This window comes from Achromobacter maghribensis (assembly GCF_057334215.1).
Window position 1 is genome coordinate 85,264 of record NZ_JBHFII010000027.1, and the last position, 13,023, is coordinate 98,286.

The 13,023-nt window shown below is 66.1% G+C and carries 11 protein-coding genes; 2 read left to right on the forward strand and 9 right to left on the reverse strand.

Features of this window, described 5'->3' with window-relative positions; all coding sequences use genetic code 11:
* The first annotated feature begins 23 nt into the window (after positions 1-23).
* Both ACE039_RS12400 and lolA read left to right on the forward strand, forming a co-directional pair.
* On the forward strand, positions 24-2,408 hold the full coding sequence (locus ACE039_RS12400; RefSeq protein WP_448708154.1) for a DNA translocase FtsK: 2,385 nt from the start codon (positions 24-26) through the stop codon (positions 2,406-2,408).
* Positions 2,405-3,031: an outer membrane lipoprotein chaperone LolA gene (gene lolA, locus ACE039_RS12405; protein WP_485822492.1), complete on the forward strand. Its 627-nt coding sequence runs from the start codon at positions 2,405-2,407 to the stop codon at positions 3,029-3,031. Before ACE039_RS12400 ends, lolA begins: the two co-directional genes overlap by 4 nt.
* Positions 3,032-3,076: 45 nt before the next feature.
* Here the strand turns inward: lolA and ACE039_RS12410 are convergent, their stop codons facing one another.
* From ACE039_RS12410 to ACE039_RS12450, 9 genes are all read right to left on the reverse strand, one after another.
* A complete protein-coding gene (locus tag ACE039_RS12410; RefSeq protein ID WP_105555293.1) occupies positions 3,077-3,490 on the reverse strand; it encodes a RidA family protein in 414 nt (137 codons plus the stop codon).
* 10 nt (positions 3,491-3,500) lie between these two features.
* On the reverse strand, positions 3,501-4,994 hold the full coding sequence (locus ACE039_RS12415) for an N-acyl-D-amino-acid deacylase family protein (protein WP_485822493.1): 1,494 nt from the start codon (positions 4,992-4,994) through the stop codon (positions 3,501-3,503).
* Between the two features lie 14 nt (positions 4,995-5,008).
* Positions 5,009-5,881, reverse strand: a complete 873-nt coding sequence (locus ACE039_RS12420; protein ID WP_169270557.1) for a MurR/RpiR family transcriptional regulator — start codon at positions 5,879-5,881, stop codon at positions 5,009-5,011.
* A 36-nt stretch (positions 5,882-5,917) separates the two neighbouring features.
* Positions 5,918-6,916: an ABC transporter ATP-binding protein gene (locus tag ACE039_RS12425; RefSeq protein ID WP_105555290.1), complete on the reverse strand. Its 999-nt coding sequence runs from the start codon at positions 6,914-6,916 to the stop codon at positions 5,918-5,920.
* Complete coding sequence (locus ACE039_RS12430) at positions 6,913-7,920, reverse strand: ABC transporter ATP-binding protein (protein ID WP_105555289.1); 1,008 nt, start codon at positions 7,918-7,920, stop codon at positions 6,913-6,915. Before ACE039_RS12430 ends, ACE039_RS12425 begins: the two co-directional genes overlap by 4 nt.
* A gap of 2 nt (positions 7,921-7,922) precedes the next feature.
* Positions 7,923-8,774, reverse strand: a complete 852-nt coding sequence (locus tag ACE039_RS12435) for an ABC transporter permease (protein WP_369868242.1) — start codon at positions 8,772-8,774, stop codon at positions 7,923-7,925.
* A 138-nt stretch (positions 8,775-8,912) separates the two neighbouring features.
* A complete protein-coding gene (locus tag ACE039_RS12440; protein WP_485822494.1) occupies positions 8,913-9,854 on the reverse strand; it encodes an ABC transporter permease in 942 nt (313 codons plus the stop codon).
* Positions 9,855-9,997: 143 nt separating this feature from the next.
* Positions 9,998-11,557, reverse strand: a complete 1,560-nt coding sequence (locus ACE039_RS12445; RefSeq protein ID WP_485822495.1) for an ABC transporter substrate-binding protein — start codon at positions 11,555-11,557, stop codon at positions 9,998-10,000.
* A gap of 112 nt (positions 11,558-11,669) precedes the next feature.
* Complete coding sequence (locus ACE039_RS12450; protein WP_485822496.1) at positions 11,670-12,938, reverse strand: amino acid deaminase; 1,269 nt, start codon at positions 12,936-12,938, stop codon at positions 11,670-11,672.
* Between the last annotated feature and the right edge of the window lie 85 nt (positions 12,939-13,023).

Below are 13,023 nucleotides of genomic sequence, written 5' to 3' on the forward strand. Positions count from 1 at the left end.
AACGCCCAATTATAATGAGCCGCATGCCGCGTATCTCGACTGCTTCTCCGCGCGCCTCGCGCAACACACGCAACGGGCCTTCGCCGCTACAAACGCGTATTTCCGCGTTGCTGCGCGAGGCCCGCTGGATCCTATTTGCCGCCCTGGCGGCCTGGCTCACCCTGGTGCTGGCCACCTGGAGCGCGTCCGACCCTGGCTGGTCGCACTCCGTGCCCGGCGACGTCGTGCGCAACCACGGGGGACGGCTGGGCGCCTATCTGGCGGACATCCTGCTCTATCTCTTTGGCTTCTCGGCCTGGTGGTGGGTCGTCCTGCTGCTGCACCGGGTGCGGGCGGGCTACCGCCGTCTGGCCAGCCAGCTTAAGGTAACTAATAGTAAGCAGCCAGAAGTGTTGCCCCGTGTCCACTGGGAAGAGGGCATCGGCTTCTTCCTGCTGTTGCTGGGCTCGCTGGGCATGGAAGCCTTGCGCCTGGCCAGCCGCGGCACGCACCTGCCTGGGGCGTCCGAAAATGCCAGTGGCGCCGGTGGCGTCATTGGTCACACGCTGGCTGACCTGATCAGCCGCAGCATCGGCTTCACCGGCAGCACGCTGGCCTTCCTGGTCATGCTGGCCATCGGCCTGAGCCTGTTCTTCTCGTTCTCGTGGCTGGCCGTGGCGGAACGCGTGGGTTCCTGGATGGAAGGCCTTGTCCGCCGCATCCGTAATTCCTACGCCGCCCGCGAAGACCGCAAGGTCGGCCAGGTGGCCAAGGCCGTGCGCACCGAGCAGGTCGAGGCCAAGCAGGAAAAGCTGGTGCACGAGCAGCCGGTCCGCATCGAACCCGCGATTACCGTGGTGCCCAAGTCCGAACGCGTCGAAAAGGAAAAGCAGCAATCGCTGTTCTTCGCGCCCTCGGGTGGCACCGAGGGCGACCTGCCGGCGATCAGTCTGCTGGATCCCCCGCTGACGAACCAGGAAACCGTCTCGGCCGAGACCATCGAATTCACGTCGCGCCTGATCGAAAAGAAGCTGGCCGACTTCGGCGTGTCCGTCACCGTGGTGGCGGCGCAGGCCGGCCCGGTCATCACGCGCTATGAGATCGAACCGGCGACCGGCGTGAAAGGCAGCCAGATCGTGAACCTGGCCAAGGACCTGGCGCGCGCGCTCAGCTTGGTCAGCATCCGGGTGGTGGAAACCATTCCCGGCAAGAACCTGATGGGCCTGGAACTGCCCAACCCGCGCCGCCAGATGGTGCGCCTGTCTGAAATCCTGGGCTCGCAGACCTATCACGCCAGCCACTCGGTCGTGACGATGGCGCTGGGCAAGGACATCGCCGGCAACCCGGTCGTGGCCGATCTGGCCAAGATGCCCCACCTGCTGGTGGCGGGCACTACCGGTTCGGGCAAGTCCGTGGGGATCAACGCCATGATCCTGTCCTTGCTGTACAAGGCCGACGCGTCCCATACCCGCTTGATCCTGATCGACCCGAAGATGCTCGAAATGAGCGTCTACGAGGGCATCCCGCACCTGCTGGCCCCCGTCGTCACCGACATGCGCCATGCGTCCAACGCGCTGAACTGGTGCGTGGGCGAAATGGAAAAACGCTACCGCCTGATGAGCAAGATGGGGGTGCGCAACCTGGCGGGCTACAACACCAAGATCCGCGACGCCATCAAGCGCGAAGAGCCCATCCCGAACCCGTTCTCGCTGACGCCCGATGCGCCCGAGCCGCTGTCGCCGCTGCCCACCATCGTGGTGGTCATCGACGAACTGGCCGACTTGATGATGGTGGTGGGCAAGAAGATCGAAGAACTGATCGCCCGCCTGGCGCAGAAAGCGCGCGCCGCCGGCATCCACCTGATATTGGCCACGCAGCGTCCCAGCGTGGACGTCATTACGGGCCTGATCAAGGCCAACATCCCCACGCGCATTGCCTTCCAGGTGTCGTCCAAGATCGACTCGCGCACCATTCTCGACCAAATGGGCGCGGAAACCCTGCTGGGGCAGGGCGACATGCTCTACATGCCGCCGGGCACCGGCCTGCCGGTGCGCGTGCACGGCGCGTTCTGCAGCGACGATGAAGTGCACCGCGTGGTGGAAAGCCTGAAGGCGCAGGGCGAACCGAATTACATCGAAGGCCTGCTGGAAGGCGGGCTCGAGGGCGATAACGGCGAAGGCGCCAGCAGCGTCACCGGCATCGGCGGCGACGCCGAGTCCGACCCGATGTACGACCAGGCATGCGAAGTGGTGCTGAAGCACCGCCGCGCCTCGATTTCGCTGGTGCAGCGCCATCTGCGCATTGGTTACAACCGCGCGGCCCGGTTACTCGAGCAAATGGAGCAATCGGGTATGGTGTCGGCGATGCAGTCCAATGGCAACCGGGAAATCCTGGTCCCCGCCGCCGCTGCCGCCCGAGAGGAAGCATGATGAAGACGTTTCGCGGCCTGGCCATCGCCACCGCCTTGAGCCTGGCGCCCGCCCTGGCGTTCGCCGCCAGCGCACAAGAGCAATTGAAGGCCTTTGTCTCGACCGTCACGGCGGCTACCGGTTCGTTCTCGCAATACACGGTGAACAATCAGGGCCGCACGCAGCCCGCGCAGACCGGGGTGTTTTCGTTCCAACGTCCGGGCAAGTTCAAGTGGGCGGTGCAAAAGCCGTACGAGCAACTCGTCATCTCCGACGGCCGCACGGTGTTCCAGTTCGATCCCGACCTGGCTCAGGTAACCGAGCGCAAGGTGGACGCCGCCATCGGCACGTCTCCCGCCGCCATCCTGTTCGGTTCCGGTTCGCTCGAGCAATCGTTCGACGTGTCGGCACTGCCGTCCAAGGACGGCGTGGAGTGGCTGCGCGCCAAGCCGCGCACGGCCGACGCGGGTTTTTCGCGCGTGGATATCGGCATGAAAGACAATCTGCCGGTACGCGTGGAATTGCTGGATTCGTTCGGCCAGACCACCCGCGTCGATTTGTCGGCGATTGCCCCCAATCCCAAGCTGGCCGACAAGGAATTCCAGTTCACGGCGCCCAAAGGCGTCGATGTGGTGAAGATGTAAAAAATGGCCCGGTGATCACCGGGCCATTTTCTTGGCAAGGCCCCATCAGGGACGCTTGTACGCCACGCAATCGATCTCGACCTTGGCGTCCACCATCAGGCTGGACTGCACGCAGGCGCGGGCGGGCGGGTTTTCTCCGAAGTATTCCTTGAACACCTTGTTGAACGACGGGAAGTCGCGGGCGTCGTCCAGCCATACGCCGCAGCGCACGACGTGTTCCGGCCCATAGCCCGCTTCCTTCAGGATGGCCAGCAGTTGCTGGATGGCCTTGTGGCATTGCGCGACGGTGCCGCCTTCGATCACTTCGCCATTTTCCATTGGCACCTGGCCGGACACGTGCAGCCAGCCGTCGGCGGCGACGGCGCGCGCGAACGGCATGTGCGAACCGCCCTGGCCGGTACCGCCGGCGACGCCGTAGCGGGTGATGCCGTTCTTGTCGGGGGTGGGGGCATTGCTCATGGATGGCTCCTTATTGGGATGGGGGTGATGCCGGAGAAAGGGAAGACGCCGCCGCGAAGCTCGCGCGCAGGTCGCCGTTGCGCGGCAGCCAGCGTCCGGCGCGGTCGCCCGTAGGCTGACCCTGTTGGTAAGACAAGGCGCCGTTCACCCACACGGCTTCGATGCCGGCCGCGGTCTGGACGGGCGCGGCGAAGGTGGCGCGGTCGATGACGGTGTCCGGATTAAACAGCACCAGATCGGCGTGATAGCCCTCGCGCACCAGACCACGGTCGGCCAGGCCGAAGCGGGCGGCGGACAGGCCGGTCATCTTGTGCACCGCCTGACTCAGCGGGAACAGCCCGACATCGCGGCTGTAATGGCCCAGCACGCGGGGGAACGCGCCCCACAGCCGTGGGTGCGGCATCGGGTCGTTGGGCAGACCGTCCGAACCCACCATCGTCAACGGGTGCGACAGCACGCGGCGCACGTCGTCCTCATGCATGTTGTGATACACCGCGCCGGCCGGTTGCAGGCGGCGCGCGGCCGCAAGCAGCGTCACGCCCCAGTCCGCGGCAATGGCGGCCAACTTGCGGCGCGCCTGTTCGGGGTGCGGCACGGACCACGTGATGTCGATGTCGAATTCGTCGGTGACCTGCTTCAAGTCCAGCGTGGACGAGCTGGCCGAATACGGATAACAATCACACCCCACATGCTGCAGGCGGCCCGCGTTCTCAAGGCTGAACAGCACTTCCTTCGTGCGGCCCCAGTTGCCGGCGCCCGCGCATTTCAGGTGCGACACCACCACCGGCACGCGGGCGTGCAAGGCGATGTCGAACGCCTCCTGCATGGCTTCCAGGATGGCCGCGAACTCCGAACGCAGGTGCGTCGTGTACAGCGCGCCGAATTCGTCCAGCGCTTCGGCCAGCAATTTGACTTCGTCCGTGTCGGCCTCGATGGCGGACGCGTAGGCCAGGCCGGTGCTCAGTCCGATCGCGCCATGCGCCAGCGCATCGCGCAACTGCTCGCGCATGGCCAGCACTTCGGCCGGCGTGGCGGCGCGGTCCAGGCGGTCCATGTGGTTGCTGCGCAAGGCGGTGTGGCCGACCAGCGCGGCGACGTTGACCGCCGGCCGCGCGGTTTCGATGGCGCGGGTGTAGTCGGCGAAGGTGGGGTAGCTGAAGTCTTCGCGGCCGCCCAGCAGGTTCATGGGGTCGGGAGGCTCCGCCCGCAGCGACACGGGCGATGCGCTGATGCCGCAATTGCCCACCACCACGGTGGTCACGCCCTGCGACAGCTTGGGCAGCATGCCGGGCGTGCGGATGACGTTGGTGTCGTCATGCGTGTGCACGTCGATGAAGCCGGGGGCCAGCGCCAGGTCCGTGCCGTCGACGATGTGGCGGGCCTGCGCGCCGGGCAGGGCGCCGATGGCGGCGATGCGGCCATCGGCCAGGGCCACGCTGGCGCGGTATTCGGCGCCGCCGGTGCCGTCCAGGACACGGACGTTGCCAATGAGGGTGTCGTACATCTTGGGTTCCAGGTTCAATCGCCCAGCGGCAAACGGTTCGGGCCACCGCGGTGCTCGTCCAGCGCCAGCTTGATGCGGCGCAGGCGTTCGCGGTTTTCCTCTTGGTTCAACATGGCCAGCTCGGTCGACAGCAGGTCGATGGCCAGCATCATCGCGTAGCGCGATGCCGAGGGTTTGTAGATGAAATCGGTTTCGTCGGTGCGAATCGGCAGCACCACGTCGGCCAGTTTGGCCAGTTCGGACGTGGCGTCCGTGATGGCGACGATGCGGGCGCGGTATTGCTTGACGATGCGGGCGGCGCCGACGATTTCGGGGGTAAGGCCGGAGGCCGACAGGATCAGCACGGCGTCGCGCTCGTCCAGCGTGGCGGCCACCATGCGCAGCAGCACGGCGTCGCTGTAGACGGCAATGGGGTAGCCCAGGCGCACCAGGCGCGACTGCACTTCCTGCGCCAGCACGGCGGACGCGCCGCCCATGCCGAACACGTAGATCATGCGGGCGCCATCGACGATGGCCGATGCCTGCTCGAACAACTGTTCCGTGAAGGTGGGCAAGTGCGCGCGCAGCGTGCTTTCGATGTCGGCGTAGATGCGGGCGTAGAACGTGCTTTCCTCGGCGGGCGCGCTGGGGTCCAGGAAGCGGCTGCCCACCGTGCTGGCCTGCGCCAGCTTCATCTTCAGGTCGCGGGTGTCTTCGCAGCCCACCGTGCGCGCAAAGCGCGAGATGGTGGCGATGCTGACGCCGGCTTTCGTCGCCAGCTGGTCGACCGTGGCGCTGGCGCCCCACATGATGTCGTCCAGGATGGCGTCCGCAACCTTGCGTTCAGTCACGCTCAGTGCGTCCCGCCGACTGCGTATCTGGAAGACGATGTCGCGGATGATGTTCATGTGGGATTCCTGGATCAGATCTGGACGGGGCGAAGGTTAGGCCAGCTCGGGGGCGCCGATGCGTGAACAGGCCACGAAGTGGCCCGGATCCACCTCGACGGCTTGCGCTTCGATCGTCGCGCAAGCATCGATGGCGTGCGGGCAGCGTGTGCGGAACACGCAGCCGGACGGCGGGTTGACGGGGCTGGGGATATCGCCTTTAAGCAGAATACGCGAACGCGGGGCGCGCGGGTCCGGCACCGGCGCGGCGGACAGCAGCGCGCGGGTATAGGGATGGCGCGGCCGGGCGTAGACCTCGCTGGTCGGCCCGCGTTCCATGACGCGGCCCAGATACATCACAACGACTTCGTCGCAAAGGTAATCCACCACCGCCAGGTCGTGGGCCACGAACAGCATGGTCAGCCCCAGGTCGCGCTGCAGGTCTTGCAGCAGGTTCAGCACCTGCGCCTGCACCGAGACGTCCAGGGCGGATACGGGTTCGTCCGCCACGATGAAATCCGGCTCCACCGCCAACGCGCGGGCGATACCGATGCGCTGGCGCTGGCCGCCCGAGAATTCGTGCGGATAGCGGCGGCTGTGGTCGGCGTTCAGGCCCACCCGCTCCAGCAGTTCGCCGATACGAGCCGAGCGGCGGTGTTGCGCCAGCCGATGCGTGTCCAGCGCTTCGCCCAGGATCTCGGCCACCGTCATGCGGGGATTGAGGCTGGCGTAAGGGTCCTGGAAAACAATCTGCATGCGGCGGCGCCACGGCAGCATCTGTTTTTCGTTCAGCTTGGTGATGTCGTGGCCGTCGAACAGGATGCGGCCCGCCGTGGGGGCGAACAGCCGCAGCAGCGCGCGGCCGGTGGTGGTCTTGCCCGAGCCTGATTCCCCCACCAGGCCCACGATGGTGTTCTTCGGCACATCGAAGCTCACGCCGTCCACGGCCCGCACCACGGGGGCGTTGCGCGCCTGAGAGGTCGGAAAGTGGACTTTCAGGTCTTCGATGCGGACCAGCGGGTCTTCGGCGCGCACGGTCACTTGGGGGCTCGTCATATCGGGTTCACCTTGATGCAGCGCGCGCGGTGTTCGGGTTGCACGGCGATCAGTTCGGGCACGGCGGAGCGGCAGTCGTCAGCGGCCAGTTCGCAGCGCGGCGCGAAGGTGCAGCCGGCCGGCAGCGACAGCACGCTGGGCACGTTGCCCGGGATGGCGCGCAGCCGTTCGCCCGAGGCCAGCAGGGCGGCGGTGGGCAGGCAGGACAACAGGCCGCGGGTGTACGGGTGCGTGGGCTTTTCAAACAGGTCGTAGACACCGGCGTCTTCCACCACGCGTCCGGCGTACATAACCGCCACGCGATGCGCGATTTCGGCCACTACGCCCAGGTTGTGCGTGATGAACAGGATGCTCATGTTCATCTCTTGCTGCAGCCGGCGCAGCAGGTCCAGGATCTGCGCCTGCACGGTGACGTCCAGCGCCGTGGTGGGCTCGTCCGCGATCAGCACCGCGGGATTACAGGCCAGCGCCAGCGCGATCATCACGCGTTGCCGCATGCCGCCGGACATCTGGTGCGGGTATTCGTTGACGCGGCGGTCGGCGGCGGGAATCTCCACGCGTTCCAGCATTTCGCGGGCGCGCCGGATCGCCGCGGCATGGGAGCCGCCTTCGTGCTGCAGCACCGCTTCGGCGATCTGGTCGCCCACGGTGTACAGCGGATTCAGGCTGGTCATCGGCTCCTGGAAGATCATGGCGATTTCAGCGCCGCGGATCTTCTGCAGGGTTGCGGGGGTGGCGCGGGCCAGGTCGTGCTGCGTGCCCCGGCGGTCGCGGTACAGGATTTTGCCGCCTTCGATGCGGCCGGCCGGCTTGGGCAGCAGGCCCATGATGGACAGGCTGGTCACGGACTTTCCGGAACCGGATTCGCCCACGATGGCCAGCGTTTCACCGCGGGCCAGGTCGAACGTGACGCCGTCCACGGATTTGGCGATGCCGTCGCGGCTGTGGAACCAGGTTTTCAACCCTTCCACGGACAGCACGACGTCTCGGGTGCTTGCCGTCATGATTACAGCTCCTTGCGCAGACGCGGATCGAGTACGTCGCGCAGTCCGTCGCCGACCAGTTGCAGCGACAACACGGACAGCACGATGGCGATGCCGGGAAAGATCATGATCCAGTCGGCCGAGCCCATGTACTGCTGGCCGGCGTTGATCATGGTGCCCCAGGTGGGGATGTCTGGCGACACGCCCACGCCCAGGAACGACAGCCCCGCTTCGGCCAGGATCGCGTAGGCGAAGATGAACGTGCCTTGCACCAGAATGGGCGACACCAGGTTGCGCAGCACGTGCACGGTGACGATGCGCCAGGTGGGCACGCCCAGCGCGCGGGCCGCTTCCACGAAGGGCAGCTCGCGGATCACGAGCGTCGAGGCGCGCACGATGCGGGCCAGGCGCGGCGTGTAGACGATGCCCAGCGCAATCACCACGTTGATCAGCGACGGCCCCAGCGCGGCCACCAGCGAGATCGCCAGCAGGATGTCGGGGAACGCCATCATGGCGTCGATCAGGCGCGATACGAATTTGTCGGCCGACCGGAAGAAGCCGGCGACCAGCCCCAGCGCAATGCCCAGCACGCTGGACACGATCACGACGGAAAAGCCCACCATCAGCGACAGCCGGCCGCCGTGGATGACGCGGCTGAACACGTCGCGCCCGAAGTCGTCGGTGCCAAACCAGTGCGCGGCGCCCGGCGCCTTCAGCCGGTTCATGATGGACAGCTTGAATGGGTCGTAGGGGCTGACCCACGGCGCCAGCAGCGCGGCGGCCACCAGCACGATGATCACGATCAGGCTGACGAGAACCGTCTTGCGGGACACCAGCAGGCGCAGCACCTGCCAGCGGTCGGTTCCGGAATTCATAGTAGATCCGGTTGTCATGTCAGTTGCTCCACTTGCGGTGCATCGGATCGGGGCCGCGCGGAGCCGGTTTTGCCGGGCCGCAGGCGGCGCCCCCTTGAGGGGGAAGCGCCGCTGGCGCTTCGGGAGTGGGGCGCATCATTAGTAACGGACCCGAGGATCGACCACCAGGTACAGCAGGTCGATGAGTAGATTGATCAGGACGTAGATCGCCGCGATGACCAGCAACGCGCCCTGGATGACGGGATAGTCGCGGCGCAATACCGCCGACACCACCAGGCTGCCCACGCCGGGCAGGCCGAACACAGTCTCGGTCACGACGGCGCCGCTGATCAGGAGGGCGGTCGTCAGGCCCAGCACCGTCAAGATGGGGATCAGCGCGTTGCGCACCGCGTGCTTCAGGATGACTTTGCTTTCCGGCAGGCCCTTGGCCCGCGCGGTGCGCACGTAGTCGTCGCGCAGCACGTCCAGCATGCTGGCGCGGATGAAGCGGGTGATCAGCGCGGAATTCACCAGGCCCAGCACCACGGCGGGCAGGATCAGGTGCGACAGGCGCGTGGCCAGCGACGCGTCCGGGCCGCCATAGCCGGATACCGGCAGCCAGCCCAGCTTCACCGAGAAGATCTGCATCAGCAGCAGGCCCAACCAGAAGCTGGGCACGCTGGAGGTGAACATCGAGAACGACAGCACCGACTGGTCCAGCGTGGTGCCGCGCTTGACCGCGGACAGGATGCCCACGGGCAGCGCGATCGCGCTGGCGATCAGCAGCGACATCAGGGTGAGCAAGATCGTGGGCTCGGCGCGGTCCGCCAGCGCCGACAGCACGGGCTTGTTCATGAAGATGGATTGGCCCAGGTCGCCCTGCGCCAGCTTGCCCAGCCACGACAGGTACTGCATTGCCATCGGCTGGTCCAGCCCCAACTGCGTGCGCAGCGCCGCGATGTCCTGCTGACTGGCCTGCGGCCCCAGCATCACGGCCGCCGGATCGCCGGGCGTGATGCGGATGATGACGAACACGATGGTCGCGACGATGAACATCACGGCCACCAGCCCGACCAGCCGGTTTAAGAGATAACGCAACACGATGATGTCCTAAAAAACGTCATTCGGGACGGTGCGTGGGCGCAACCACGGCACCACCGTCCAATGATGGGTTTCGCGCGGCAGGCAAGCGGGTTCCTGCCTTGCCTTGCCGCGCTGTCCCTCATCCCAGGTACCGCGCGCCGTTATTTGGGGGCCTTCCAGGCGTTCCAGAAGAACGGCCACGGGGCGGGCTTGGTGCCTTGCAGCGACGGCGAACGCGCAGCCTGGGCATTGAAGTCACCGACCTTGACGAAGGGAATCTCGTCATACACGGCCTGTTGCACGTCGGCCCAGCGCTTGATGCGCTCTTCCTGCGTGCGCGCCTGGTTGAAGGCGTCCATCACCTGTGCGCGGCGCGGCGTGTCCCACCAGCCCGGCGCATCCTTGGAGGGGAAGTCGATCAGCGCGGGTTCCGGCAGGAAAACGCTGTGCGTAATGAAGATGTCCCACACGGCGGGGTCCTGGCGGCGTTGCGTCAGGGTGGCCCAATCCACAACCTGCATGTCCACCGTGAAGCCGGCGGCCTTCAAGTATTCCGCGGCCACCAGCGCCATCTTGTAATGAAACTCGTATTGCTGGCTGGTCAGGATGCGGATCTTCTTGTCGGCCACGTTGGTGCTGTCCAAGAGCTTCTTGGCGGCGGCGGAGTCGGCCTTGTTGTAGACCTTGCCGCCCAGCGACGTGGCCCACGGGTAGCCTTCCGGATACAGGTCGCCGTTCAGTTTGTAGAAGTCCTTGTTGCCAAAGGCGGCGAACAGCATGTCTTCTTCGTTCAGCGCCAACTGCACCGCCTGGCGCACGGCCAGGTTGGACATGATGCCTTGCTTGGTATTGAGCACCAGGCGCGGCCAGCCGAAGGGCTTCAGCATCACCGGGTCCGAACGGCCGCCCTTGAGCTTTTCCAGCGCTTCCACCGGCAGGGAGTCGACATAGTCGAACTGGCCGGCGGCAGCGGCTTCCGAGCGGGTATTGGCGTTGCTGACCGGCACGAAGCGGATCTCGTCCAGGTACTGCTTGCGCGCGCCGCCATAGCCGTCGGGCTCGCCTTCGCGCTGCTTGTAGCCTTCGAAACGCACCAGCTGGATGTACTGGTCCGGCACGCGGGCCTTCAACTGGTAGGGTCCCGTGCCGACGATTTCGGTCAGCACCGGCGCGATCTTGCCTTTGGGCATGATGACGGCCGCGGCGTTGTTCATGGCCAGCAGCGCGGTCAGCGGCGCATAGGGCTGCTTGAGCGTGATGCGGATGGTGTTGGCGTCGGGCGCTTCGATGCTGCTGATCACCTTGGCGGCGCCCTTGCCGCGCGTGGCGGTCTCGGTCCAGCGCTTAAGCGATGCCAGCACGTCCGACGAGTCCATCTTGGAACCATCGTGGAACGTGATGCCCTGGCGCAGCGGGATGGTGTAGATCAGGCCGTCGGGGGTAACGTCCGGCATCTTGTCGGCCAGCAGCGGAGTCAGGTTCCACTTGGCGTCGAAGGTGTAGAGCGTTTCGAAGAAATGCTGCGTCAGGATGCCCACCAGATCGGCGGTGCTGGCCATCGGATCCAGCGTCGGCGGCTCGCCGATGGTGGCGACGGATATCGTGCCTCCCTTGACGGGCGCGGCACAGAGGGCGGGGGACGACAATGCGGTCAAGCCAATTGCGCCGGCCGCGAGCAGGCTGGTCAGCCTACCGCCTCGCCGGGAGGGTCGGAAGTTCATGATTCTCTCTCCAGAGGGTCAAAAACAGGTTGTCGCGTGGTAGCGGTCAAGCGCCTGAATCCCGGGTCTTACCGCCCCCTCGGGCTTGGCGCGGTGCGGCGGGCGGGGGCGTTCAGAAGAAGGTTTCGGCCACGTCGGTGACGCGGTACTGCTCGTCCACCAGCAACACCTGGCGCCACTTGTCGAACGTCAGGCAGGGGTGGGAAATATCGAAAGCGATCATGTCGCCGACCTGGATGTCGTCGCCTTCGCCAATCTGCATGAACGCGTGCTGGTCCATCATGGCGGTCAGCTTCCATGTTGACGGCGCGTCGGCGGGCGCGTTCTGGCCGGGGCGGAATTGCAGGGCGGGCGTGGGCAGGCCGGCGTCGAACGCCGCGTCGCGCTTGCCCATGGCGATGATGGCGCGGCCGGGTTCGGGCAGCGATTGCACGTAAGCCCAGACCTGCAAGGCGGGCAACAGGCCCGGTTCCATCTTCCGTGCCACGGGGTTGTGGGCGTTGATGCGTTCCGCCGCCGAACGGTAGACGCCTACGTCGTGCGACAGATAGCAGCCGGGGCGCAGCACCACTTCCAGCGGGGCGCCGATGTCCAACTGCGAGAACTCTTCGGCCACCACGTCGAACCAGGCCGAGCCGGCGCCGGAAATCATGGCGGGGCCGCTCTTGCGCAGGCGGCCGGCGGTGGCCAGGGCGCGCAGGGCGTCGGTGGCGCGGCGAAGGAAGGCGCGGATGGCGCCTTCTTCCTGCAGCACGCCTTCATAAACCTCGATGCCGGCCAGCGCCAAGCCGGGCCAGCGGCCGATTTCATCGACCACGGCTTGCAGTTGCGCGTCGTCGCGCACGCCCGTGCGTCCGCCCGCGGGGCCCAGTTCGATCAACACGGGCAAGGTCAGGCCCTGCTCGCCGAAGAACTGGCCCAACTGGGCAGCATTGGCGGCGGAATCCACAATGCAGAAATAGGTAAAGGCGGGATCTTGCAGCAGGCGGGCGATGATGGCCATGTTGGCGCGGCCAACCAGTTGGTTGGCCATCAGCACGCGGCGGATGCCGTGCTGGTACGCGGCCAGCACCTGCGGCGCGGTCGCCAGCGTGATGCCCCAGGCGCCGTTGTCGATCTGGCGCTTGAACAGGGCAGGGCTCATCGTGGTCTTGCCGTGCGGCGCCAGCTTGACGTGGTAGGCCTCCATGAACTGCTGCATCCACTGCAGGTTGTGGCGGACGCGGGCCTCGTACAGCACCGCCACCGGCAGGCTGACGTCTTCGTCCAGCAGGTTCCAGTTCAGGGCCGCCACGTCGGCGGTGGTACAGGACTCGGGGAACGCGCCCAGGCCTTTGCCGTTCACGTCCAACAAGGCTGCGGGGGAGGAGGAGTTCGTCATGGCGGGCGTCGGTTATGGAAAATATTTACGTCAAAGTCTGTTTTTTTCATTATCGTGAAAGAAATTTACAAGCGGGAGCTAGGAG